Here is a 23,881-nt window from a genome sequence, read left to right on the forward strand (position 1 = left end):
GGAGTTCACAAGGCGGACCCTGGAAGGGGGCACATGAACGGTCTCGACTGGGCCGTGCTCATCGGCTACTTCGCCGTGATGGTGGCGATCGGCGTCTGGTCGCACAAGCGCGTGGACAACGTCAGCGACTTCTTCACGGCCGGCGGCAGGATGCCCTGGTGGCTCTCCGGCATCTCCCACCACATGTCGGGCTACAGCGCGGTGATGTTCACCGGATACGCCGGCATCGCCTACACCTACGGCGTCACGTCCTTCGTGACCTGGTCGTTCCCCATCGCCCTCGGCATCGCCGTCGGGTCGAAGCTGTTCGCACCGCGCATCAACCGGCTGCGCTCACGCCTGCACGTGGCCTCCCCGCTGGAGTACCTGAAGAACCGGTACAACCTGCCCACCCAGCAGGCCCTGGCCTGGTCCGGCATGCTGCTGAAGATCGTGGACGTGGGCGCGAAGTGGGCGGCCATCGCCACGCTGCTGTCCGTGTTCACCGGCATCTCGCTGAACCAGGGCATCCTCATCACCGGCGTCGTCACCGGCATCTACTGCACGATCGGCGGCCTGTGGGCGGACGCGCTGACCGAGCTCGGGCAGTTCGTCATCCAGCTGCTGGCCGGCATCGCGATGTTCGTCGCGGTCGTCGTCGAGCTCGGCGACCACGGCGGCTTCTTCGGCGTCTGGGACGAGCCGGCGCTCCAGGGTCACGAGAAACCGCTGGTCGGCCCGTACGGCACGGTGTTCCTGCTGGCGTTCCTCTTCATCAAGCTCTTCGAGTACAACGGCGGCATGCTCAACCAGGCCCAGCGCTACATGGCCACGCCCAACGCGCGCGAGGCCGAGCGGTCGGCGCGGCTGTCGGCGGTGCTGTGGCTGGTCTGGCCGCTGGTGCTGTTCTTCCCGATGTGGATGTCGCCGCTGCTGGTCGAGTCGCAGAAGCCGGACGGCTCCGACTCCTACGCCCTGATGACCGAGCAGCTCCTTCCGCACGGCCTGCTCGGCCTGGTCATCGTCGGCTTCTTCTCGCACACCATGGCCATGTGCTCCTCCGACGCCAACGCCATCGCCGCCGTGTTCACCCGTGACGTGGCGCCGGTGCTGTCGGCGAGGGCGCGGGCCTGGGGCGAGCGGTCCGGGCTGCTGGCGGCCCGGCTGACCACGGTCGTCTTCCTCGCCCTGTCGATGGCGGTGGCAACGCAGGTCAACTCGCCCACGTTCAAGGACATCATCACCGTCGTCATCAAGTGGGTCGCCGGTCTGATGGGCCCGATCGCGATCCCGATGATGCTCGGCCTGCTCCGGCCCTTCCGCCGCTCGGGCCCGACGGCCGCGCTCACCAGCTGGGCGGTCGGCCTACTCGCCTTCTGGCTGGTCAACTACCCGATCCACTGGAACGTGGAGGGCGGGGTGCCGCTGCAGTACCAGGTCTCGATCCCGCTGGCGGTGTCGCTGGTCCTGTACGTCCTGATCGGCTACCTCAAGCCGGAGGACACGCCGGAACGGCTCGCGATCATCGAGCGGGTCAACACGGACGACGACTCCTCCGGGGCCGCGGCGGCGGTCCCGGCACCGGCGGGCGGGGCGGACGAGGCCGTGTCCCGCACGCGGGTGAAGGACTAGTCAGGCCCTCGGGTAGCGGGCCAGCCAACCCGGCGACGACCCGGCCGGTCCGTGCAGCGCCGGGCCCTGGGTCATCTCCATGGCGAAGTCGTCGGCCAGCTCCAGGATCGTGGGGCGGCCCTCCAGCTCGGCCAGCCAGGCCGGCGGGAGGGCCGTCTCGCCGTGCAGGGCACCGAGCAGCCCGCCGGTCAGGGCGCCCGTCGCGGCGGACGGCCCGCCGTGGTTGACGGCGAGCCGCAGCCCGTGCCGGACGTCCTCGCCGACGAGCGCGCAGTACACGGCGGCCGCCGTGACGCCCTCCGCCGCGCCCTCCCCGATCAGCTCGGTCACCCGCGCCGGGGTGGGCAGCCCCTGCCGCACCGCGCCCAGCGCGTGCTGGAGCGCGTCCGACACCGGCTGGTGGCCGGGCCGCGCGGCGAGCAGGGCGAGCGCCCGCTGCACGGCCGCGTCCACGCTCTCGCCGCGCGCCAGCCCGTGCACGACCACGGCGTACGCGCCCGCCGCCAGGCAGGCGGTGGGGTGGCCGTGGGTCTGCGCCGCGCACTCCACGGCGAGCTGGGCCACGAGCTGCGGCTCCCACCCCACCAGCAGCCCGAACGGGGCGGACCGGCCGACCGCCTCGGGCCCGCGCTCACCGGGGTTCTTGGGCGCCTCCGGGGTGCCCATGGTCTCGTCGCCCAGCCCCAGCAGCAGCGCCCGCGTCGCGTCCCGCCGGGCGTACAGCCACTCCTCGCGGGCCAGCCACCCGTCGTCCTTGCGCCGCTCGTCCGGACCCCAGTCGCGCTGGGTCGCGGCCCACCGCCGGTACGCCCGGTGCAGATCGGTCGGCGGATGCCAGGCGCCGGTGTCCCGCCGCACCTGGGCGCGTATCAGCCCGTCGACGGAGAACAGGCTGAGCTGCGTGAGATGGGTGACGGCACCGCGCCGCCCGTAGGCGGACGCCAGATCGACGAGCCCTTCCGCGCCGTACTTCTCCCGGATCTCCTCGATCCCGAGCCCGTCGACGGGCGCGCCCAGCGCGTCCCCGACGGCCGCCCCGAGCAGCGTCCCGCGCACCCGGCTCCGGAAGTCCTGCTGCTCGGCACGGCCCCAGACGGCACCGGCTGTCGCGCCCACTTGGCCCTCCCCACGGAACCGTCCGTACGTACGACGGGAGCACTGTAATCGAACGGGGACGGCCGGTTCAGGGGTGGAAAGGTGTGGGATGTGTGGGCCGAGTGACGGGGAGTGGTCGCTTGTCAGCCGTACCAGGTCACGTGGCAAACGTAGACGCACTCATGGCGTGGCACCGGCAGGAAGCTGATGAATCCGCGACCGCCGAGCAGGTCGAACTCGCGCAGCCCACCTTCACGGTCCAAAGGTCTGCCCACCCGCACGGAATCGTGGCCCAGAACCGCCAATTCGCCGGCCAGCCGCTCCACCTCGGCCACTACTCCGGGCGGCAGGCCACCTGCCACGTACTCGGCGCTCGGGTTGTAGTCCCAGGACCAGTCGGTCACAGCCCTGCCTCTGCCTCCGCCGCCTCGCGGATCGCCCGAATCTCTGCGATCGCATCGGACGGCTCCTGCTCCCCGGTGTCCACGATCCGTTCCAGCTCTCGCAGCCGCTCAGCCCGAGCCGGATGGCGTTCGATCGCGACGAATACGGCCCAGGAGTGCACGAAGGCGCGCAGCGGCGCCAGGCTCTGGGTCTGCTGGGCGTTGGTCGTGGCCTCGAAGAGGTGCTGCGTGAGCGCCGGAAGCCGACTCGGCGCGATCCGCGCGACCGCGTTGCGCAGGGCGTCCGGAGTCAGCTCAGGCATGGGGATCAGCGGTCCGTACGGGCCGTCGCTCTGAGCGCTCATGGTGACCTCCGGTGCTGCTGGTTCGCTCCACGTACGGTACCGGCGGAGGCTGCGGTACGCGGCTGGGGCGGCACAGGCCGCACGACTCGTTTCCGGCATGCCTAAGCCGCCTTCCGTCCCGTCGTCCGGCAGTCGCGGCAGTGGCCCGGTTGTGGGGCGCGGAAGGCGCGGTCGCAGCCGTCGCAGGTCTGGAGGGGGTCGGGGTGGTGGGCGACGGGGGACGTCGTGGGGCCGGGCGCGGGGAGGCTCGGTGGGAGGTCCGTGGTGAGGCGGTGTGCCAGGAAGGCCGCCGGGTGCCGGATCGGGTCCTGGGGCAGGCCCGTCGTCAGGACGCGCTCCACGGTGGTCGCCGGCACGCCGCGATCCAGCCAGGCGGACACGGCCGGGGCAAGGCGGCTCACGTCCCGGGCCGTCAGCGTCAGGCGGGGTTCATCGACGCCGATGCGGGCGAGCAGGCGGGCCGCCTTGGGGTGGAGCTGCGGCTTCTCGGTCTCCGGTTCGGCCTGAGCGGGAGACGGAGCGGGGGCCGCCGCCGCTGCGACCACAGCACCGGGCCTGTTGAAGGAGACCGTCCGGGTCACGACTCGACCCGATTGAAGACGCTCCTTGGTGCGTGCGAGGTACCCGTGCTCCTCAAGCTCCCGCAGCGCCGCCGCGATCCGGATCTCGCCCTCGGGGAACTTCGCCGCCAGCGACTTGATCCCGATCGGGGTCCTGGCGGGCAGCGACTGGATGTGGACCGCCAGGCCGATCGCCGTCAGCGACAGGTCCGGGTGCTGGAGGAGGTGGTTGCCGACCACCGTGAAGTTCTCGGTGTGGGGCACGTTGCAGTGCTCGACTCCCCCGGCAGAACCGCCAGACGCGGGGTGCGCGTGCGCGCTAGGGTGCTGCTCAGTCATCGGGAAGCTCCTTACTTCCTCGGTGATCAGGCCCTCGCCCTGGGATGGCCGTCCCGGCGAGGGCCGATGCATGTCTGCGGTTGTTGCGGCTGACGCTGCACCACAACTGGCGTTCCGCGCCAGCCGACTTGACGATTTTCACTCCGGCGGGTGATCGCCGGGGACGGCAGGGGCGGGTTCGGTTCTTTCCCCGGTTCTTTGGTCTTTGGCGTCGGGACCGACCGGGTCACGCCCGGCCACGACCCGGTGCCAGTTCGGCCCAGACCGTCTTGGCGGGGGCGGGCCCCTGGTCCACGCCCCAGCGGTCCGCGTACGCCGCCACGATGCCCAATCCGCGTCCGCATTCCGCGTCTTCGTCCACCGGGTCGGGGACGCGCGGGACCCGGTCGCCCCGCGCATCGGTCACCTCGATACGGAGAGTGCCGTCGGCGCCCAGCTTGAGCTCCAGCCGGAAGTCCCGGCCCGGTACGCGTCCGTGGAGTACGGCGTTCGCCGCCAGCTCGGCCACGACCTGCGCGGCCTCCCCGGACGGCACGCCCCACTCGTCGAGTTGGCGTTCCGTGAGCAGGCGCGCGAGCCGGGCACCTCTTCGCGTCGCGGACAACTGGACCGTGAAGTGCTGTCCGACGGCGGTGGTTTGCAGGCCCAATTTCAGATTCACGTCACCCAGCGTGGCCGTCCGTCCCTACTCTGAACAGCAACGACCTCGGTACCGAGCGTGACTGTCCGGGCGCGTACCGTGGTCGTCCGGTTCGTAGAGAGGGAGGGGAAGACGTGGAGGACGAGGAGGCTGCGGCCGTACTCAAGGCGGTTGGGCGGCAGATCAAGTTGTGGCGCGAGTCCGCCGGGCTGAGGCAGGCGGAACTCGGCACCGCGATCGGCTACAGCGAGGAAATGGTCTCGTCGGTGGAACGGGGCCGACGGGTACCGAAACCCGACTTCCTCGACAAGGCCGACGAGGTGCTGGGCGCGGGCGGGAAGCTCACGAGCATGAAGGAGGACGTGGAGAAGGCCCGCTACCCGAAGAAGGTGCGGGACTTGGCCAAGCTGGAGGAAGAGGCGGTCGACCTCGGCGCTTACGCGGGCCACCACATCCACGGCCTGTTGCAGACACCCGAGTACGCACGGGCGTTGTACGCCATGCGCCGTCCCGCGTTCACCGAGGAGGAGATCGACCGCTACGTCTCCGCCCGTATGGCCCGGAAGGCCGTCTTCGACCGGGTGCCCCGGCCGCTGCTCACCTTCGTTCAGGAAGAGGTGACGCTGCGACGACCTCTCGGAGGCAGAATGGTGCTGCGACAACAGCTCGAACACCTATTGGAAATCGGGAGGTTGAGGCACGTCGAGATCCAGGTGATGCCGACGAACCGCGAGGATCACGCAGGGATGGCCGGCTCGCTCCGACTGTTGAAACTCCGGGACGGCAAGACGCTCGGACACCTGGAGGCCCAGCTTCACAGCCGTCTCGTCAGTGATCCCCGGGAGGTCCAGATCCTGGAGATGCGCTATGGAATGATCCGGGCGCAGGCTCTCACACCCTGTGAGTCGCTGGCGTTCATCAAGAAAGTCATGGGAGAAGAGACATGACCCCTGCGCTGGAGTGGTTCAAGAGCAGCTACAGCAGCAACGACGGCCCTGACTGCGTCGAAGTCGCCATAGCCCATGCCGAAGCCGCCGCCACCGTCCACGTCCGCGACTCCAAGGACACCGCCCGCCCCCACCTCTCCTTCACCGACGCCTCCTGGACGAAGTTCGTCGGCACGGTCACGACGCTCGTCTGACGGCCGGGGTTCACGGCCGGTTCGCCCGGCGCCCGTCCGGGCGCAGAACGATTCCGGCCATGACCCAGAAGACACGTGTCAGCGTGGCGGGCGTGCTGTCGGCCGCCGCGCTGCTCAGCGGACTCGCGGCCCCCGTCGCCACGGCGGCCCCGGCGTCCCACGCCCCGCGGGCGGCGCAGCACATACCGTTCACCGAGGCCGAGGTCACGGCGCAGGACGACGGCTCGTACAAGGTCACCTGGAAGGCGCCCGGCAACCGGCACGTCGCCGTCCGCGCGAACGGCCGCACCGTCGCCACCGGCGGTTCCACCGGCACGGTCACGGTGAAGGGCCTGCCCGCCGCCGACCGGCAGTGGTTCACGCTCGTGCCCGAGCGCGGCGGCAGCCTGCGGCTCGCCGACCGGCTGATCGAGCTGGACGGGACGGTCAACTTCCGGGACGCGGGCGGCTACCGCACCAAGGACGGCCAGTGGGTGCGGATGGGCGCGATCTACCGCACCGACTCGCTGGAGAAGCTGACCGACGCGGACCTGGCGAAGCTGAAGCGGCTCGGCATCTCGGTCGACTACGACCTGCGGACCACGTCCGAGCGGGCCGCCGCGCCCGACCGCCTGCCCGAGGGCGTGCGGTACGTGGTGGCGAACGTCGTCGGTGACGATTCGCCCCTGTTCTCCATGCCGGAGACGGCCGAAGAGGCCGCCCAGTTGATGATCGACGGCGAGAAGTCGATGGTGAGCGGCGAGTCCGCGAAGAGCGCGTACTCGACGGTCTTCGCCGGGCTGGCCCGCGACGCCGACGGCGCGCTCTACCACTGCACCGCCGGCAAGGACCGCACCGGCTGGGCGAGCGCCGCGCTGCTCACCGCGCTGGGCGTGCCGCGGGAGACGGTGATGGAGGACTACCTGGCGTCCAACGTCTACCGCGCCGAGGCCAACGCCGCCGCCCTGGCCGCGATGCCCGCCGAGCAGGCCGCGGTCTACAAGCCGATGCTCGACGTCCGCGCCGAGTACCTGAACGCCGGCTTCGCGGAGGTCGCGGAGGAGTTCGGCTCGTTCGCCGCGTACGAGCAGAAGGCCCTCGGCCTGGACGCGCGGGAACTGCGCGCGCTGAAGGCGGACCTGCTGGTCGGATGAGCGCCGGGTCCGCGGGGAATGAGGTGGGCATGACCACCTCCACCTCGCGGGCCCTGCCCCTGACCGCCAGCCTGCTCACCGGCACCGTCGCCCTCTACATGACCCTGGTCGCGGTCGGGAACATCACCGACTTCGGGACGAACCAGGCGTTCGTCCAGCATGTGCTGGCCATGGACACCACGTTCAAGGACGAGGACCTGATGTGGCGGGCGGTCACGAGCGAGGGCTTACAGAACGCGGCGTACGTGGCGATCATCGTCTGGGAGACGGTCACGGCACTCGTGCTCATCGCCGGTACCTGGTACTGGCTCCGGGGTCACGCCCGCGCCCGGAACGTCTCCACCTACGGCCTGCTGATGGTGATGCTGCTCTTCGGCGCCGGGTTCATCGGCATCGGCGGCGAGTGGTTCGCGATGTGGCAGTCGGAGGACTGGAACGGGCTGGACGCGGCGACGCGGGCGTTCCTGATGAGCGGCGTGGTGCTGCTGGTCGTGCAGCTGGCCGGTGACCGGACCGGCAGGGCTACCTGACGACGGCGACCGTCGTCCCCGTCGTCCCGAACGCCCACAGCGCCTCGCCGTCCGCCTTGTGCAGGCGTATGCCGCCGGTCTTCGCGCCGGAGGCCGGCGGCGGGGGCGAGGAGCCGTCGACGGCGTTGGAGAAGGCGACCCAGACGCCGTCCTGGGTGCCGAAGTACACGATGTGCTCGATCTGGACCCCGTCGGAGCCGGTCGTGGCGTCCCTGCGGGTCCCGATGGTGTAGGTGCCGGGGTCGGGACTGACCGTCCCCGGCCACACGGTGAACGTCCGCCGGGCGGCGTCGCTGGCGTCGACCAGCCAGACCCGCTTCTGGCCCAGGGAGTACACGATGCGCCGCCCGTTGCCGGAGCCGTCCGGCACGGCGGCGGGCCTGGACGCCTCCGGGGCGGGATGCGCGCCCGCCGACGCCGATGCGCTCGGCTTGGTGGCCGCCACGGTGGGATGGGGCCCCTGGTCCGCCTGCACGGCCAGGACCGCCACGGCCGCGACAGCGCCCAGGGTCAGACCGGAGACCCAGGCCCACGAGGGGAGTCGGGCAGGCACGGGCACGCATCTCCTCAGCTACGACAACCCCGACACACCGGGGGTCCGATCATCGTACTGTGACCGCCCCGTGCCCTGCCCCGCCCGGCCCGGCCCGGCGTCAGTCCAGCACCGGCAGCAGCTCCGGCAGGTGGCCGTCCGAGGCCTGGGCCGCCCGCTGACGCTCCTCGGGGACCTCGCCGTACAGCGTGGTGCGGGGCTTCGCCGGGCGGCCCGCGGCCTGCGCGACCGCGACCAGGTCCTTGACCGACTTGTACGAGCCGTACGACGAGCCCGCCATCCGCGAGATCGTCTCCTCCATGAGCGTGCCGCCGAGGTCGTTCGCCCCCGAGCGGAGCATCTCCGCCGCGCCGTCCGTGCCCAGTTTCACCCAGCTCGTCTGGATGTTGGGGATGTGCGGGTGCAGGAGCAGGCGGGCCATCGCCGTCACCGCCCGGTTGTCGCGCATGGTCGGGCCCGGACGGGCGATGCCCGCCAGGTACACGGGGGCATTGGTGTGGATGAACGGGAGGGTGACGAACTCCGTGAAGCCTCCCGTCCGCTGCTGGATGCCGGCGAGCGTGCGCAGGTGGCCGAGCCAGTGGCGGGGCTGGTCGACGTGGCCGTACATCATCGTCGAGGACGAGCGGATGCCCAGCTCGTGGGCCGTCTCGACGACCTCGATCCACGTCGCCGTCGGCAGCTTGCCCTTGGTGAGGATCCAGCGGACCTCGTCGTCCAGGATCTCCGCCGCCGTGCCCGGGATCGAGTCCAGGCCCGCCTCCTTGGCCGCCGTCAGCCACTCCCGGATGGACATGCCGGTGCGGGTGGCGCCGTTGACGACCTCCATCGGGGAGAAGGCGTGCACGTGCATGCCGGGGACGCGCTCCTTGACCGCCTTGGCGATGTCGAAGTACGCCGTGCCCGGCAGGTCCGGGTGGATGCCGCCCTGCATGCAGACCTCGACCGCGCCCACCTCCCACGCCTGCTGGGCGCGGTCCGCCACCTGGGAGAGGGAGAGCGTGTAGGCGTCGGCGTCCGTGCGGCGCTGGGCGAAGGCGCAGAAGCGGCAGCCTGTGTAGCAGACGTTGGTGAAGTTGATGTTGCGGGTGACGATGTACGTGACGTCGTCGCCGACCACCGACTTGCGCACGTCGTCCGCGATCCGGCACAGGGCGTCCAGCGCCGGGCCGTCCGCGTGGAGGAGGGCCAGCGCCTCCTCGTCCGTCAGTTTCGTCGGGTCGTCGGCCGCCGTCGCCAGCGCCTGGCGCACGTCGGTGTCGATGCGCTCCGGCGCCATGCCGGGGGCCGCCGCCTCGCGCAGGGCGCCCCAGTCGCCGTACACCTCGTCGAAGTCGTCGCGGCGGTCGGAGGTGCGGCCGTCGGTGTCGATGGTGCGGTGCAGGTCGGTGCGGCCGCTCGCGGTGAACACCTCGTCCGGCTCCTGCCACGGCCGGCCCTCGACCGTCGCGTCCGGGCGGGCCAGCCCCGTCTCCGGGTCGGCCAGCGCGGCCACGTGCGGGCGCAGGCGCGGGTCGAGCCACGGCTCGCCTCGCTTGACGAACTCCGGGTAGACGCAGAGGCGTTCGCGCAGTTCGAAGCCGGCCGCCCGGGACCTCTCGGCGAGTTCGTCGATCTGCGGCCAGGGGCGCTCGGGGTTGACGTGGTCGATGGTGAGCGGGGAGACCCCGCCCCAGTCGTCGATGCCCGCGCCGATCAGCCGCTCGTACTCGGCGTCCACCAGGTTCGGCGGGGCCTGGAGGCAGGCGGACGGGCCCATGATGTGCCGCGCGACGGCGATCGTGGCGACCAGTTCGTCCAGTTCCGCGTCGGGCATGCCGCGCATCGCGGTGTCCGGCTTGGCGCGGAAGTTCTGGATGATCAGTTCCTGGATGCCGTGGTAGGCCCGGGAGATCCGGCGGAGCGCGAACAGGGACTCCGCGCGCTCCTCGTACGTCTCGCCGATGCCGATCAGCAGGCCGCTGGTGAAGGGCACGGAGGAGCGGCCGGCGTCCTCCAGGACGCGCAGCCGGACGGCCGGTTCCTTGTCCGGGGAGCCGAAGTGCGGGCCGCCGGGCTCGGACCACAGGCGGGTCGCCGTGGTCTCCAGCATCATGCCCATGGACGGCGCGACCGGCTTCAGGCGCTGGAAGTCCGTCCAGGTCATGACCCCGGGGTTCAGGTGGGGCAGCAGGCCGGTCTCCTCCAGGATGCGGATGGAGACGGCACGGACGTACGCGATCGTGTCGTCGTAGCCGTGCGCGTCCAGCCACTCGCGCGCCTCCGGCCAGCGGTCCTCGGGCTTGTCCCCGAGGGTGATGAGGGCTTCCTTGCAGCCGAGGGCCGCGCCCTTGCGGGCGATGTCGAGGACCTCGTCCGGCGACATGAACATCCCCTGCCCGGCGCGGCGCAGCTTGCCGGGGACGGTCACGAAGGTGCAGTAGTGGCACTTGTCCCGGCACAGCCGGGTCAGGGGGATGAAGACGCTCTTCGAGTAGGTGATGACGCCGGGGCGGCCCGCCGCGTCCAGGCCCGCGTCCCGCACCCGGGCGGCGGAGGCGGCGAGGTCGTCGAGGTGCGCACCGCGGGCCTGGAGCAGCACCGCCGCCTCGGAGACGTCGAGGGCGACGCCGTCCCGGGCGCGTTTGAGGGCGCGACGCATGGAGTTCTCGGTGGGGCCGGTTCCGGAGGTCGCGGAAGTCGTCATCCTTCGAGCATACGAGCGCCATGATCAGGGCGCGCCGCCCGACGCCACACCGCGCGCATTGCGCCTCCGCGCCGTCGCGTGGTGCGCCTCCGCGCCGTCGCGCGGTCCACTGCGCGGCCCTTCGCCCGAAATCCGCCGATCCCCTTCCCTTGCACGGGAGTTCACGGCTCAATACCAGGGTTGCACGCACCACCCCTGCACCACCCATGGCACTCATCGACACCCTGGGAGCAGCAGCATGTGCGAGGACGACCACGCCGGAATCGGCAGACGCGCGGTGTTCGTGACGGGCGCCGCCGCCGCGCTTACGTTGGGAACCGTGAGCTTCGCTTCGGCGGCAGGCCGGGACCGGCAGACGAGGACCGTACGCGGCACCCTGCCCACCGGCTCGCCCGACTTCGTGTACGTCCCGGTCGAAGTCCCGGACGGCGTGCGGGAGATCAGGGTCGCCTACACCTACGACCGGCCCGCCGTCCCCGCCGGCACGCCGGGCAACGCCCTCGACATCGGCATCTTCGACGAACGCGGCACCGACCTGGGCGGCCGGGGCTTCAGGGGCTGGTCGGGCGGCGCGCGCACCGAGTTCTTCGTACGGGCGGACGACGCCACGCCCGGCTACATCCCGGGCCCGGTCCGGCCGGGCACCTGGCACATCGCGCTCGGCCCGTACACCGTCGCCCCACAGGGCCTGTCGTACGAGATCACGATCACGCTGACGTACGGCGAGCAGGGCGACGTCGTCCGGCCCGTCTACCCGCCGGAGCGCGCCAAGGGCCGGGGCCGTGCCTGGTACCGGGGCGACTGCCACCTGCACTCCTGGTACTCCGACGGCCGCCGCACCCCGGCCGAGATCGCGGCGCTCGCACGGGCCGCCGGCCTGGACTTCATCAACTCCTCCGAGCACAACACGCACTCGGCGCACGCGCACTGGGCCGACGCGGCCGGCGACGACCTGCTCATCCTGCTGGGCGAGGAGGTCACGACCCGCAACGGCCACGTGGTGGCGATCGGCACCGACCCCGGCACCTTCGTCGACTGGCGCTACCGGGCCCGCGACAACCGCTTCGGCCGGTTCGCCCGCCAGATCCGCCGCGCCGGCGGCCTCGTCGTCCCGGCCCACCCGCACGCCACCTGCATCGGCTGCAACTGGAAGTTCGGCTTCGGGGAGGCCGACGCCGTCGAGGTGTGGAACGGCCCCTACACGCCCGACGACGAGGTGGCGCTCGCCGACTGGGACGGGATGCTCGTGGCCTCCGTGCGCGACGGCCGGGACTGGATCCCGGCGATGGGCAGCAGCGACTCCCACCGCGACCCGGACGTCGTGGGAAGCCCCCAGACCGTCGTCCTCGCCGACGACCTGACCCGGGAGGCGATCCAGGAGGGCATCCGGGCCGGGCGGTCCTACGTCGCCGAGTCGGCCCGGGTGTCGCTGGCCCTCACCGCGTCCGGCGGCCGGGGCGAGCACGCCGGCATCGGCGAGCGGCTGCACGTCGATGCCGAGACGCCGGTCACCGTACGCCTGGAGGTGACCGGCGCCCCGCGCTGCACGGTCCGCTTCGTCACCGACCAGGGCGTGCTGTTCACCAGCGCCCCGCTGCCGGTGTCCGGCTCCGGGGTCGTCGAGTGGCGGACCACCGCCTCGTACGCCGCCTACGTGCGGGCGGAGTTGCGGCACGAGGCGGCGGCGGGACCGCTGCCGGGCGCGCTGGCCGCGTTCACGAACCCGGTCTTCCTGGGGCGGCGCTGACCGCGCCCCGGCCCATGTCCAGATCGGCGACGACGGCCGCGTGGTCGGAGGGCCACACCCCGTCCACGGGGCCGTCGCCCGCCCGCCGGACCGCCCGGACCCGTCCCAGCCCGCCGGGGCCGGGCGGGCCCACGTGGACGTAGTCGATCCGCAGACTCGGCTCCCCGTTGTCCGGGACGTACGGGTTGGCCCGGTCCCACGTCACGGACGGGGCCCCCGGGCCGGCGTGGACCCAGGCGTCGGAAAGCCGCCCGGCGCCCAGGAGGCGGACCTCGTCGGAGTCGGGCGGGGCGTTGAAGTCACCGGTGACGACGGGAGGGAAGCCCGTCCCCCGCCGGTGCGCGGCGACGAACTCGGCGAGGGCGGCCACCTGACGGTGGCGCACCGCCGAGGCCTGCGGGGCCGACGTCAGGTGGGTGGTGAAGAAGGGGACCCGGTGGCCGGGGGCGTCCAGACGGGCGTAGAGGGCGAGCCGCCCGTCGTCGAGTTCCCCGGGGACGGGCAGCCGCAGCGCCGCCCGCTCGACGACCGGCCAGCGGCTGAGCACGGCGTTGCCTATGCCGACCGTGCCGTCGGCGATGCGCCGCTGCCACCGCTCGGGGGCCTCGGAGGCGGCCCAGGCCCAGTGCAGGCCGAGTTCGCCGGCCAGCCACTCGGCGAGATTCCCGCCCTCGTCGGCGGCCCACACCTCCTGGAGCCCCACGACGTCGGGCCGCAGTTCCCGCAGCACGGCGAGGATCGCCTTCTGCCGCTCCTCCCAGGGCCCGAACCTCCACCACAGGTTCCAGGTCACCACGCGCATCGCCCGCACCGTCCCACCTCTCGCCCCAGCCCTTCCCCGTGAGGTTTTCCGTGGAAGATGGAAGAACACCGGTCGCATACGAGACGGGAGCCCGTCGAAACGATGTCGAGCAACGCCGAGTCCAAGTACCGGGCCGTGACGGCCTTCCAGCGCCGGATCGCCAACCCCGTCACCCGGCGGCTGCCGCTCCAGACCCTCCTGGAGACCACCGGCCGCGTCTCCGGTCGGCCCCGCCGCACCCCGGTGGGCGGCCGCCGGGTGGGTGACTCCTTCTGGCTGGTGTCGGAGTTCGGCGAACGCTCGCAGTACGTCCGCAACATCAAGGCGGACCCGCGGGTCCGGGTGCGCCTGCGGGGCCGCTGGCACACGGGCACCGCCCACCTCCTCCCCGACGACGACCCGGTCGCCCGCCTGCGCGTCCTGCCCCGCATGAACAGCATGGCGGTACGGGCGCTGGGGTCCGGGCAGGGCCTGCTGACGATCCGCGTCGACCTGGACGCATGAGAGGCCGGTGAGGGGTCTGTGATCGCGGTCTCCCACGGCTGACGACGTCGGCATGAACAAGGCAAACTGACAGGGTTGCTCAGTATGTCTAGGGGGACGGCGATGGACGGTGTACCGCGAGTGCCGGAGCAGAGGCGTCCCGGCACCCCGGCGGAGTCGGAGGCGCTGCGCTTCGGCGTCCTCGGACCGGTGCGCGCCTGGCGCGGTGAGGAACGGCTGACCACCGGCTCCCCGCAGCAACGCGCCCTGCTGGCCGCCCTGCTGCTGCGCGAGGGCCGTACGGCCACGGCGGCGGAGCTGATCGACGCCCTGTGGGGCGAGGAGCCGCCGTCGCAGGCGCTGGCGGCGGTACGGACGTACGCCTCCCGGCTGCGGAAGGTGCTGGGGACCGGCGTCCTGGTGAGCGAGTCCGGCGGATATGCCGTACGGGGACTGGCGGACGGGGCGCTGGACCTGGCGGTCGCCCAGGAGCTGGCCGCCGAGGCGGAGAAGGCGCGCGGCGCGGGGGACCTGTGCCACGCCCGCGACGTGCTGCGCCGGGCGCTCGCGCTGTGGGACGGCGAGGTGCTGGCCGGGGTGCCGGGGCCGTACGCGCAGGCGCAGCGGGCCCGCCTGGAGGAGTGGCGGCTGCAGTTGCTGGAGTCCCGCCTGGACATGGACCTGGAACAGGGCTGCCACGCGGAGGCGGTCTCGGAACTGACGGCGCTGACGGCGGCGCATCCGCTGCGTGAACGCCTGCGCGAGCTGCTGATGCTGGCGTTGTACCGCAGCGGACGCCAGGCGGAGGCCCTCGCGGTGTACGCGGACACACGGCGCCTGCTCGCCGACGAACTGGGCGTCGACCCGAGCCCCGACCTCCAGGACCTCCAGCAGCGGGTGCTGCGCGCGGACCCGGCCCTGGCGGAGCCGTCGGCGCCGACGGCGGAACCGGGGGCCGTGCAGGTACGCCCGGCCCAGCTTCCCGCCACGGTCCCGGACTTCACCGGCCGGGCGTCCTTCGTGCGCGAGCTGAGCGACGTACTGGCCTCGGCGTCCGGGGCCGGGGGCCGGGTGATGGCGGTCTCGGCCCTCGCGGGCATCGGCGGCGTGGGCAAAACGACCCTGGCGGTGCACGTGGCCCACGGAGCGCGGGCCGCGTTCCCGGACGGACAGCTGTACGTCGACCTCCAGGGCGCGGGCGCGCGGCCGGCGGAACCGGAGACGGTGCTGGGCTCCTTCCTGCGCGCCCTGGGCACGGCGGACTCGGCGATACCCGACACCCTGGAGGAACGGGCGGCCCTGTACCGCTCGGTCCTGGACGGCCGTCGCGTCCTGGTCCTGCTGGACAACGCGCGCGACGCGGCGCAGGTGCGTCCGCTGCTCCCGGGCACGGAGGGCTGCGCGGCGCTGGTGACGTCCCGGGTGCGGATGCTGGACCTGGCGGGCGCGCACCTGGTCGACCTGGACGTGATGTCCCCGGACGAGGCGCTGGCGCTCTTCACGAAGATCGTGGGCGAGGAGCGGGTGGCCTCGGAGCGGGAGGCCGCCCTCGACGTGGTCGCGGCGTGCGGCTTCCTGCCGCTGGCGATCCGCATCGCGGCGTCCCGCCTCGCGGCCCGCCGCACGTGGACGGTGTCCGTCCTCGCCGCCAAACTGGCGGACGAGCGACGCAGGCTGGACGAACTGCAGGCCGGCGACCTGGCGGTCAAGGCCACCTTCGAACTGGGCTACGGCCAGCTGGAACCGGCCCAGGCCCGCGCCTTCCGCCTGCTGGGCCTGGCCGACGGCCCGGACATCTCCCTGGCGGCCGCGGCGGCGGTCCTGGACCTGCCGGCGGAGGAGACCGAGGACCTGCTGGAGTCCCTGGTCGACACGTCACTGCTGGAATCGGCGGCCCCGGGCCGCTACCGCTTCCACGACCTGGTCCGCCTCTACGCCCGCGCGTGCGCGGAACGCGACGAACACCCACCGAGCGAACGGGACGCGGCGCTGTCGCGGTTGCTGGACTTCTATCTGGCTACGGCGGCGGGCGTTTACGCGATCGAGCGGCCGGGGGACCGGTTGGTGGACGGTCTGGAGCCGACGGCGTATCCCGGGCTGGCGTTCGCCGAAGGACCGGCCGCCCTGGACTGGCTGTACACCGAGGCAGCGCCCCTGCTGGCTTGCGTACGGCAGTCCCCCGGCACGGACAGGCTGCGGCGAGCGGTCGACCTGCTCTGGGCGGCCAAGGACCTGACCGAGTCCGGAGCGAACTCCCATCAGTACGAAGCGACAGCCAGGGCGATCTGCGATGCCGCTCAGGCCGCTGGAGACCCTCGCGCAGAAGGCAGGGCACGGACGACCCTGACCAACGTCCTCCTGGTCTCCGGTCGCATCCAGCAGGCCGCCGGAGAAGCGGAGCTGGCCATGTCGCTCGCTGAATCGGCGCGGGACACGACTGCCCTGAGCTGGGTGGCCAACGACCGCGGCCTCATCTCACTGCACCAGGGACGGTACGCGGAAGGAAGGGTCTTCCTGGAGCAGGCCATCGAAGGCTACCGAGCGGCCGACAACCGCGCCGGCGAAGCGCTCAGCCTGTGCAATCTTTCCCGTGCCCACCTGGGCATGGGCAACATCGCGAAGGCCGTGGCCATCGCGCATCGCGGCCTCACGGCTCACCTCGAGATCGGCCGCACGATGCGCCTCGCCAACGGTCACTTCACCCTGGGCATCGCTCTGACGAAAGCCGATCGCCACAGTGAGGCACTCAGCCAGTTCTCCGACGCCCTGAGTATCTTCGAGGGGCATCGACAGCGACTGTGGCAGGGAACCACCAACTACCGCATCGCCGAGGTGCACTTGGCGGCTCAGCGTCCGCCACAGGCGGCTCAGCACGCCGAACAGGCCCTGTCCTTGGGATGTATCGGCGGCGACCGGATGCGGGCAAGCGTCCTGACACTCCTGGGACGCGCGCTCGCCGGGCTGGGACAAGTGGACCGCGCCAGGGCGTGCTGGCGAGAGGCGCTCAACCTCTTCCGACAGTACGGTGCGCCGGAGGCCGACGAGGTGCAGGCGCTGCTCACACCGGCCTCCGCTGCCTGAACGCCCTGCTGCTCGCAGCCGGAGAACGGCGTTCAGCATTCGTTTATCTCCTCCCGGCACCCTCGTTCCTGTCACACCGTCGCGTCGGGGGGCAGACGGTCTGACATGGAGTCCGGCCCGACAAGTATCGTGCGGCTCCGAACGCCCGTCCGGTGGCCCGCGGGGGAGCTTCCGGGCGGGCGTTCCTGACTCATCGCCACCGCAGCGAAGGAATGAAGATCATGAGCGACAAGAACAAGGATGCTGAGGCCACTCCGCAGGACAACGCGATGCCCACGCCTCCGGCCACGGACGAGTCCGTGACCACGCTGGACAACGCGATGCCGACTCCGCCTGCCAAGGACGGCATCAGGACGATGGACAACGCCATGCCCGCCCCGCCCGCCCTGGACCTGGACGGCAAGTAGACCTCATCCCAGCGGGGATCGGCCGCGGCGGCGCGGAGGGGGAGCCGCCGCGGCCGACGTGCGTCCAGCTGGCGGTTCCGGACAATCGGCGGCTTGATCCATTCGAACCACTCGAACGATGGTCTCGCCCGTCATCAGGATCACCTGCCGTACGGAGTCGGCGATCACCTACCGCCGGATCGACGGCACCCGCCGACCCCCGCTCACCGACCCGAACGCCGTCGCCGCTGCCTACGCCGCCGGGGACGCCTCCGGGGCCGGCTCGCAGTGGTCGAGTAGAGGGAGGTAGGTCTCGTCGAGCTGGACCTCGGCCGTCTTCGTCGTGCCCGCCGGGACCGTGACGTCCGTGTACGCCGAGTCGACCGGGTCGCCGGCGGCGTCGAGGAAGTCGACGGTCACCGTGAAGGTGCCCTCGGTGGTGTTGGGGTTGGTGACCTCGACCGTGGCGTACGGGGTCGTCTTCGTCGCGCAGGTCACCAGCTCGACCGTGGCGTCCTGGAGGTACGGGGTGCTGTCGCTCCCGCCGCCTCCGCTGCCGTAGGTCTCGTCGTCGTCCGTGTCGTCGTCGTAGTCGTGGTCGCGGTATCCGCCTCCGCCGGACGACGATGACGAGGAACTGTCGTGGTCCTGGCCGGAGCTGCTGCAGCCGCCGCCCCCGCCGTCGCCGCTGCCGCCGCCGTGCCCGCGTCCCGTCGAGAAGCCGGTCAAGGTCAGGACCACCAGTGCCGAGACCGCCGTGAACCTGAGTGCTCGCCCCCGTGTCGTCATGCCGCCAACCTAACGATCACGTGTCACGAGCATGTCACCGGCCCGCCACGGCCCCGCACCCCGGCGTCACGTCGTACGGGCCGTTCCGGTTCCCTTCTCCGCGTCCAGCGCGTACACGCACCGGTCCTTGCTGCACGCGTACACGATGCCGTCCCGGACGACCGGGGAGCCCGTGATCTCGCCGCCCGTCGCCAGCTTCCAGCGCAGGCGGCCGTCGTCGGCCTTGAGGGTGTAGAGCAGGTGGTCCGTCGAGCCGAAGTGGATGCGCCCTTCCGCCACCGCCGGCGCGCCCACGATGTCGCCGCCCGCCTGGAAGCGCCACTTGGGCGTGCCCGTGACCGCGTCCAGCGTGTACAGGCCCTTGCCGCTGCCCACGTGCACGTGGCCGGCCGCCACCAGGACCGGGTCCGTCGAGGCGCGGGCCTCCGTCGCGATGCGCCAGCGGTCGCGGCCGTCGGTGGCGTCGAGGGCGTAGACCGTGCCGAGGTAGTCGGCCAGGTACACCCCGCCGCCGGTCACCGCCGGGCCCGGCACGAAGGCCGGCGGCGAGAGGAAGACCGCGGGGGCCTCGAAGTGCCAGCGGACGTGGCCGGTGGTGACCTCCAGGGCCAGGACGCGGGTGCCGGCGGAGACGTACACGTAGCCGTCGGGCGCACGGGTCAGCCGGACCGGTACGCCGCCGCAGGAGGCGGCGTCGCCGATCGGGTACGACCAGCGCTCGTCACCGGTGCGGGCGTCCAGGGCGCGCAGCCGGGCTTCCTGCCAGACGTACACCGTGCCGTCGTGGACGGCGGCGCCCGCCTCGGGCGACTCGAAGTCGGTCTGGGCGCCGGTGATCTCCCACAGCTTCTGGCCGTTGACCGCCTCCCAGGCCTGGACGCCGCCCCCGCGCGTGCCGGTGACGACCGTGCCCCGGTCGGCCTGGAGCGAGTAGACCCAGGCGTCGGTCTGGATGCGCCAGAGGTCGGTGCCCTCGCGGGCGTCCAGGGCGAAGAGCGTGGGCCCGTCGGAGGCGTGGATGCGCCCGTCCGCGACCGCCATCGACCAGGCCACGTCCCGGGTCTTGAAGCGCCGGCGTCCGGTGGCCACGTCGAGGGCGTGCACCTCGAAGGAGGTGACGTAGACGAGGTCGCCGGCGACGGACGGCGTGCCCCAGACGTCGTTGGACATGCGGAAACGCCAGGGGCGCCAGCCGGTCGCCGCCGCCTCCGGCGGCACGGCGGGAGCGGGCGGCGCGGAGGGTACGACGGGGTCGGCGCCGTTGACGCCGGGGCGCGGCCTGGCCCAGGAGCCGGCGAGGGCGGCCTCCGGCGGGGGTGCCGCGAAGGCGGCCGCCCGGGTGTCGGCGACCCGCGGGCCGGGCCCGATGGGCACCGCCGCGCCGGCCAGCCGGACGGGCCCGGTGTCGGGGGCGCCGACGGGCGCGGGCACCGGCGGCCCGTGCACGGGCGGCGCCGGGACGACGGGGTCGTGCGAGGGGGGCGGCGGCACGGTGGGCCGGGGCGCGCCGCCCGAACCGCCGCTGCGGCCGCCGGCCGTGGCGGGCTTGACCGCGGGCCGGCCGTTGCGCCGGCTCTCGATCAGGCTCACCGCCCGCTCGGGCAGCCACGCCGACGCCGTACCGCTGTCGTCGGAGCCGGAGCCGAACAGGTGCGGGGCGAGCTGGGCCTGGAGGTCGGCGGGGTTGGGGCGGGCCGCGGCCTCCATCTGCATGCAGGACTCGATGAGCGGGCGCAGCTCGTCCGGGAGGCCGTCGAGGTCCGGGCCCTCGCGCAGCAGCATGAAGACCGTCTCGACGGGGTTGGCCCCGTGGAACGGCGGGTGGCCCGTGGCCGCGAAGACCAGCATCGAGCCGAGGGAGAACACGTCGCTCGCGCCCGTCACGCTGCGCGAGTCCTTCGCCTGCTCCGGGGACATGTAGGCGGGGGTGCCGACGGCGACGTTCGTCATCGTCAAACGTGTGTTCGAGACGCCGGACGCGATGCCGAAGTCGATCACCCGGGGCCCGTCCTCCACGACGAGGACGTTGGAGGGCTTCAGGTCGCGGTGGACGAGTCCGGCGCCGTGGATCGACTGGAGGGCCTCGGCCACGCCCGCCGCGAGCCAGCGCACCGCCTGGGCCGGGAGCGGCCCGCACTCGTTCACTATCTCCTCCAGGGAGGGAGCGGGAACGTAGGCGGTGGCCAGCCAGGGCACCGCCGCACGCGGGTCGGCGTCGACCACGGCCGCCGTGTAGAAGCCGGACACCGCGCGGGCCGCCTCGACCTCGCGCGTGAAGCGGACGCGGAACAGCTGGTCCTCGGCGAGTTCCGTCCGGACCGTCTTGATCGCCACGCGCCGGCCGGACGCCGAGCGCGCGAGATAGACCAGCCCCATGCCGCCGGCGCCGAGCCGCCCCAGCACCTCGAACGGCCCGATCCGCCGCGGATCGTGCTGCGTCAGCTGATCCACCACTTGCCTGCCACCTCCCCGTACGAGCCGCGCCACCCACTTATGTACGCGACCGAAGTGCAGCGTCTCACCACCGCACCGCCATGGCGGCACGCACCCCGATTCTTCCTGTCCGAGGCGCTGGTGGCGAACCCGGGGACAATCAGGGTGTCCCACCCGATTCCCGGCAAAGGGTTACGCTCCTTCGCCGCCGGACCCGTTCAGCACTGCAGCAGGGCGAACGACGCCCCCTGGTCGTCCGTCACCACGGCCACCCTGCCGTACGAGGTGTCGAACGGCGGCACCTGCACCCGCCCGCCCAGCCGGCCCACCTCCCCGAGCGCGGCCTCGCAGTCCTCGACCCGGAAGTGGACGAGGAAGTGCGGCGGCATCTCCTCGGGGAAGACGTCGGACACCGGCGCGCGGCCGAAGTCGGGCTCGGCGCCGGGACCGAAGAGCGCGGCGTGGAACAGCTCCCCGTAGAAGGCGTTGGCCGCGTCGGTGTCCCGGGTGTACAGCTCGGCCCAGCCGAAGGTGCCCGGCTCGTGCCGCCTGCCGAAGCCCGTGAAGCCCGTGACACCCGTGGCGCTCGGGGCTCCGGCGGGGCCGCCCGGCTGCCACAGGGCGAAGACGGCGCCCTGGGGGTCGGCGACGAGGGCACTCGTGCCCAGGGCGCCGACCGGCTGCGGCGGCGTGACGACCTGCCCGCCGGCCGCCCGGATCCGCGCGGCCAGGGCCCCGGCGTCGTCGGCGGCGAAGTACACCGTCCAGACGGTGGGCATACGGCCGTCCGTCTTGGGTACGAGCGCGGCGACCGGCTCGCCGCCCAGTCGCGCCCACACGGAGGCGCCGGGCCCCGTCTCCTCGAAGGTCCACCCGAAGAGCCCGCCGTAGAAACGCCTGCCCGCCCCGACGTCGGGAAGCTGCGCGTCCACCCAGCAGGGGACGCCTTCGGCGAAGCCCCCGGCGGGCCCTCCACCGGCGGCTCCGGAAGCCCTGTTTTCGGCCATGCCGCCAAAGTAACCGCGTCCCGCGCACCGCGCAGACCAGGCACACCAGCCCCTCTGCACCCCTGCACCCCATTTGCAGTCGGCCGAATCGCGCTCCGATCACCCGTCGGTAAGCTGACGGCATGACAGGACAAGTGCGTACCGTTGACGGCCGCGTGGCCGGTCGACGCGGGCAGGCGACGCGGCAGAAGCTGCTCGACTGCCTCAGCGAGATGCTCAGCTCCTCACCATACCGGGACGTCAAAGTAATCGATGTCGCGCGCAAGGCGGGCACTTCACCCGCGACCTTCTACCAGTATTTTCCCGATGTCGAAGGCGCCGTTCTGGAGATCGCCGACGAAGTGGCCTCCGAGACTGCCGAGTTGACCGAGCTGACCCAGGGCCGCTCGTGGGTCGGCAAGGCGGGCTGGCAGACGGCGCAGGAACTGGTCGAGGGATTCCTGGAGTTCTGGCGGCGCAACGACGCCATTCTCCGGGTCGTCGACCTCGGCGCGGCGGAGGGCGACAAGCGGTTCGCCAAACTCCGCACGAAGATCCTCAGCCCGGTGAACAGCTCCCTATCGAATTCCGTTGCCGAACTCCAGTCCAAGGGAAGGGTCGACAAGGACGTGAGCCCGGCGGCGGTCGCCGGGGCGCTCGTCGCGATGCTCGCGGCCGTGGCCTCCCATCAGAAGGGCTTCACCCAGTCGGGAGTGAAGCAGGCCGAACTGAAGCCGAACCTGGCGCTGTTGGTCTACCTGGGGGTGACCGGCAAGAAGCCCACGAAATAGCGGAGCGGCCGCGCGCACGGCCCCTCGTCCGCACCAAGTCCTGTCTGGCAGGCGGTGGTTCACCCGAGTGGACCGCCGCCTGTTGCGCTGTCAGGCCGGCAGTGGCCGGTCCTTCACCACGTGCTTCATCACCAGCGTCGACGTCAGCCGCTGCACACCGGGAAGGGTGGCGAGCCGCTCGTCGTAGAGCCGCTGGTAGGCCGCGAGGTCGGCGGCGACGACCCGCAGCAGGTAGTCCGGTTCGCCGAACAGCCGCTGGGCCTCGACCACCTCGGGCACCTCTCCGACCGCCCGCTCGAAACCGGCGACCGTGTCCCGGTCCTCCTGCCGCATCGACACGAAGACCAGCGCCTCGAAGGTCAGCCCGACGGCCGCCGGGTCCACGACCGCGCGGTAGCCGCGGATCGCCCCCGCCCGCTCCAGTTCCCGCAGCCGCCGGTGACACGGCGAGACGCTCAGCCGGACCCGCGCGGCCAGCTCGGTCACGGTCAGCCGCCCGTCCTGCTGCAGCTCGGCAAGAATCTTCCGGTCCATGTCGTCCATGGAGAAGATTCTTCCACTGTTGCGCCTTTGCCCAGCAAACTTCGGGAACACTTTTCGTACATCTCCGCCTAATCTTCCCGGCATGGACTCGGGAACCCTCCTTTCTTTCCTCGCCCTGGACCTCCTGCTGGTGTGCGTGCCGGGCGCGGACTGGGCGTACGCGATCTCCGCCGGTCTGCGCGACCGGGCGGTGACGTGGGCGGTGGGCGGTCTGGTCACCGGGTACGCGCTGCACACCGTGCTCGCGGCAGCCGGTCTCGCGGTCCTCGTGGCCGGGTCGCCGGCCCTGCTGACGGCGCTGACGGTGGTGGGGGCGGCGTACCTCGTGTGGCTGGGGTGGGGGGTGCTGCGCCGCCCCGGCACTCCGGGGGCCGCCGGGGAGACCGGCGCCGTGGAGGGACGCACCGGATCCAGGGGACGTGTCTTCCTGCGCGGCGCCACGATCAGCGGGCTGAATCCCAAGGGCCTGCTGCTCTACCTCTCCGTGCTGCCGCAGTTCCTGGTCACCGGGAGCGGTGCGGGTCTGCCGGTCCCTGCGCAGACCGTCGTCCTCGGCCTGCTGCACATGGCGTGCTGCGCCGCCGTCTACCTCACGGTCGGTCTGGCCGCCCGTGCCGTGCTGGGCGCCCGGCCGGCCGCGGCCCGCGCGGTCACCCGTACCTCCGGCGCCGCGATGCTGGGCATCGGGGCACTGCTGCTGGTGCAGCGACTGGCGACGCTGTGACGGGCGTGGCACCGCGCGGCGGGCGGTCCGCCGGGGTCTCATGGCAGCGACGGGGAACACCCGCCCGCGGGGCCGGTGTT

At 72.3% G+C, this 23,881-nt stretch carries 23 protein-coding genes; 11 read left to right on the forward strand and 12 right to left on the reverse strand.

Going from position 1 to position 23,881, the window contains the following annotated elements:
• Positions 1–33 precede the first annotated feature (33 nt).
• A complete protein-coding gene (locus tag H0H10_RS37575; protein WP_188185707.1) occupies positions 34–1,611 on the forward strand; it encodes a sodium:solute symporter family protein in 1,578 nt (525 codons plus the stop codon).
• On the opposite strand, the gene H0H10_RS37580 is transcribed toward H0H10_RS37575, so the two are convergent.
• The 5 genes from H0H10_RS37580 to H0H10_RS37600 form a co-directional block, all read right to left on the reverse strand.
• On the reverse strand, positions 1,612–2,727 hold the full coding sequence (locus H0H10_RS37580; protein WP_188185708.1) for an ADP-ribosylglycohydrolase family protein: 1,116 nt from the start codon (positions 2,725–2,727) through the stop codon (positions 1,612–1,614).
• Positions 2,728–2,849: 122 nt separating this feature from the next.
• Positions 2,850–3,110, reverse strand: a complete 261-nt coding sequence (locus H0H10_RS37585; protein ID WP_188185709.1) for a hypothetical protein — start codon at positions 3,108–3,110, stop codon at positions 2,850–2,852.
• Positions 3,107–3,454 carry a DUF6247 family protein gene (locus H0H10_RS37590; protein ID WP_188185710.1) on the reverse strand — a complete coding sequence of 116 codons (348 nt, stop codon included), beginning with the start codon at positions 3,452–3,454 and terminating at the stop codon, positions 3,107–3,109. The genes H0H10_RS37585 and H0H10_RS37590 overlap by 4 nt, the downstream gene beginning before the upstream one ends.
• A gap of 101 nt (positions 3,455–3,555) precedes the next feature.
• The gene (locus H0H10_RS37595) at positions 3,556–4,353 is read right to left on the reverse strand and encodes a helix-turn-helix domain-containing protein (protein WP_188185711.1); all 798 of its coding nucleotides are present in this window, start codon (positions 4,351–4,353) and stop codon (positions 3,556–3,558) included.
• Between the two features lie 226 nt (positions 4,354–4,579).
• Positions 4,580–5,014: an ATP-binding protein gene (locus tag H0H10_RS37600; RefSeq protein ID WP_188185712.1), complete on the reverse strand. Its 435-nt coding sequence runs from the start codon at positions 5,012–5,014 to the stop codon at positions 4,580–4,582.
• 113 nt (positions 5,015–5,127) lie between these two features.
• Between H0H10_RS37600 and H0H10_RS37605 the strand changes: the two genes are divergently transcribed.
• Genes H0H10_RS37605 through H0H10_RS37620 form a run of 4 tightly spaced genes read left to right on the forward strand, consistent with a single transcriptional unit; the run spans position 5,128 to position 7,797 of the window.
• A complete protein-coding gene (locus H0H10_RS37605; protein WP_188185713.1) occupies positions 5,128–5,940 on the forward strand; it encodes a helix-turn-helix domain-containing protein in 813 nt (270 codons plus the stop codon).
• A complete protein-coding gene (locus tag H0H10_RS37610) occupies positions 5,937–6,134 on the forward strand; it encodes a DUF397 domain-containing protein (RefSeq protein WP_188185714.1) in 198 nt (65 codons plus the stop codon). The genes H0H10_RS37605 and H0H10_RS37610 overlap by 4 nt, the downstream gene beginning before the upstream one ends.
• A gap of 59 nt (positions 6,135–6,193) precedes the next feature.
• A complete protein-coding gene (locus H0H10_RS37615) occupies positions 6,194–7,267 on the forward strand; it encodes a tyrosine-protein phosphatase (protein WP_188185715.1) in 1,074 nt (357 codons plus the stop codon).
• 29 nt (positions 7,268–7,296) lie between these two features.
• Positions 7,297–7,797, forward strand: coding sequence for a DUF2165 domain-containing protein (locus H0H10_RS37620; protein WP_188185716.1), 501 nt, complete (start codon positions 7,297–7,299; stop codon positions 7,795–7,797).
• Here the strand turns inward: H0H10_RS37620 and H0H10_RS37625 are convergent.
• Positions 7,790–8,350, reverse strand: coding sequence for a hypothetical protein (locus H0H10_RS37625; RefSeq protein WP_188185717.1), 561 nt, complete (start codon positions 8,348–8,350; stop codon positions 7,790–7,792). The genes H0H10_RS37620 and H0H10_RS37625 overlap by 8 nt on opposite strands.
• Positions 8,351–8,450: 100 nt before the next feature.
• Complete coding sequence (locus H0H10_RS37630) at positions 8,451–11,036, reverse strand: bifunctional FO biosynthesis protein CofGH (RefSeq protein WP_188185718.1); 2,586 nt, start codon at positions 11,034–11,036, stop codon at positions 8,451–8,453.
• A 238-nt stretch (positions 11,037–11,274) separates the two neighbouring features.
• On the opposite strand from H0H10_RS37630, the gene H0H10_RS37635 reads away from it, so the two are divergent.
• Positions 11,275–12,783 (forward strand): CehA/McbA family metallohydrolase, encoded by a 1,509-nt coding sequence (locus H0H10_RS37635; protein ID WP_188185719.1) that lies wholly within the window; start codon positions 11,275–11,277, stop codon positions 12,781–12,783.
• Here H0H10_RS37635 and H0H10_RS37640 read toward each other — a convergent pair.
• On the reverse strand, positions 12,752–13,585 hold the full coding sequence (locus H0H10_RS37640) for an endonuclease/exonuclease/phosphatase family protein (protein WP_188185720.1): 834 nt from the start codon (positions 13,583–13,585) through the stop codon (positions 12,752–12,754). The two genes, H0H10_RS37635 and H0H10_RS37640, sit on opposite strands and share 32 nt — an antisense overlap.
• Positions 13,586–13,687: 102 nt before the next feature.
• Between H0H10_RS37640 and H0H10_RS37645 the strand changes: the two genes are divergently transcribed.
• The 3 genes from H0H10_RS37645 (at position 13,688) to afsS (ending at position 17,556) form a co-directional block, all read left to right on the forward strand.
• Positions 13,688–14,089, forward strand: a complete 402-nt coding sequence (locus tag H0H10_RS37645) for a nitroreductase family deazaflavin-dependent oxidoreductase (RefSeq protein ID WP_188185721.1) — start codon at positions 13,688–13,690, stop codon at positions 14,087–14,089.
• A 102-nt stretch (positions 14,090–14,191) separates the two neighbouring features.
• Positions 14,192–17,149, forward strand: a complete 2,958-nt coding sequence (afsR, locus tag H0H10_RS37650) for an SARP-family global regulator AfsR (protein ID WP_188185722.1) — start codon at positions 14,192–14,194, stop codon at positions 17,147–17,149.
• 221 nt (positions 17,150–17,370) lie between these two features.
• Positions 17,371–17,556 (forward strand): regulatory protein AfsS, encoded by a 186-nt coding sequence (afsS, locus tag H0H10_RS37655; RefSeq protein WP_188185723.1) that lies wholly within the window; start codon positions 17,371–17,373, stop codon positions 17,554–17,556.
• Between the two features lie 231 nt (positions 17,557–17,787).
• Here afsS and H0H10_RS37660 read toward each other — a convergent pair whose 3' ends face one another.
• The 3 genes from H0H10_RS37660 to kbpA form a co-directional block, all read right to left on the reverse strand.
• Positions 17,788–18,324, reverse strand: coding sequence for a hypothetical protein (locus H0H10_RS37660; protein WP_188185724.1), 537 nt, complete (start codon positions 18,322–18,324; stop codon positions 17,788–17,790).
• A gap of 66 nt (positions 18,325–18,390) precedes the next feature.
• The gene (gene afsK / locus H0H10_RS37665; RefSeq protein WP_188185725.1) at positions 18,391–20,778 is read right to left on the reverse strand and encodes a protein serine/threonine kinase AfsK; all 2,388 of its coding nucleotides are present in this window, start codon (positions 20,776–20,778) and stop codon (positions 18,391–18,393) included.
• A 197-nt stretch (positions 20,779–20,975) separates the two neighbouring features.
• Complete coding sequence (gene kbpA / locus H0H10_RS37670; RefSeq protein ID WP_188185726.1) at positions 20,976–21,764, reverse strand: AfsK-binding protein KbpA; 789 nt, start codon at positions 21,762–21,764, stop codon at positions 20,976–20,978.
• 134 nt (positions 21,765–21,898) lie between these two features.
• On the opposite strand from kbpA, the gene H0H10_RS37675 reads away from it, so the two are divergent.
• The gene (locus H0H10_RS37675) at positions 21,899–22,534 is read left to right on the forward strand and encodes a TetR family transcriptional regulator (protein WP_188185908.1); all 636 of its coding nucleotides are present in this window, start codon (positions 21,899–21,901) and stop codon (positions 22,532–22,534) included.
• 90 nt (positions 22,535–22,624) lie between these two features.
• Here the strand turns inward: H0H10_RS37675 and H0H10_RS37680 are convergent, their stop codons facing one another.
• Complete coding sequence (locus tag H0H10_RS37680; RefSeq protein ID WP_188185727.1) at positions 22,625–23,077, reverse strand: Lrp/AsnC family transcriptional regulator; 453 nt, start codon at positions 23,075–23,077, stop codon at positions 22,625–22,627.
• Between the two features lie 82 nt (positions 23,078–23,159).
• On the opposite strand from H0H10_RS37680, the gene H0H10_RS37685 reads away from it, so the two are divergent.
• Positions 23,160–23,801, forward strand: a complete 642-nt coding sequence (locus H0H10_RS37685; protein ID WP_188185728.1) for a LysE family translocator — start codon at positions 23,160–23,162, stop codon at positions 23,799–23,801.
• The last annotated feature ends 80 nt before the right edge of the window (positions 23,802–23,881 follow it).

The organism is Streptomyces griseicoloratus, from assembly GCF_014534645.1.
Taxonomy (GTDB): domain Bacteria; phylum Actinomycetota; class Actinomycetes; order Streptomycetales; family Streptomycetaceae; genus Streptomyces; species Streptomyces griseicoloratus.